Source organism: Halalkalibacter lacteus (genome assembly GCF_036663595.1).
Lineage (GTDB): Bacteria > Bacillota > Bacilli > Bacillales > Bacillaceae_D > Halalkalibacter > Halalkalibacter lacteus.
The window spans coordinates 1-232 of sequence record NZ_JAWRVL010000490.1; the positions used below are offsets into that span (position 1 = coordinate 1).

At 68.1% G+C, this 232-nt stretch carries 1 protein-coding gene; it reads right to left on the minus strand.

All coding sequences use genetic code 11. From position 1 onward, the window contains the following. Positions 1-97 precede the first annotated feature (97 nt). On the minus strand, positions 98-229 hold the full coding sequence (locus SAZ04_RS23135; RefSeq protein WP_332700171.1) for a B3/4 domain-containing protein: 132 nt from the start codon (positions 227-229) through the stop codon (positions 98-100). Positions 230-232 lie beyond the last annotated feature (3 nt).

A 232-nucleotide genomic window follows, 5' to 3' on the forward strand; every position in this document is an offset into this window, starting at 1 on the left:
CGCCCATCACGCCGGCGAGACCGATCGCGCCTCGGTCGTCGGAGATCAGCAGGTCCTCGGGAACGAGGTCCAGGGAGACCTCGACGAGGGTGGTGAGCTACTCCCCCGGCTTCGCCCGGCGTACGACGATCGGGCCGGACAGCTTGTCGCCGTCGTAGCCGTGGATCGGCTGGCCGAGCTCCAGCATGACGTAGTTGGTGATGTCGACCGCCAGCGAGATGGGACGCATCCC

Coding starts and splice junctions, on each gene's coding strand:
- SAZ04_RS23135 (WP_332700171.1), bottom strand. CDS start 229: ATGCGTCCCATCTCGCTGGCGGTCGACATCACCAACTACGTCATGCTG.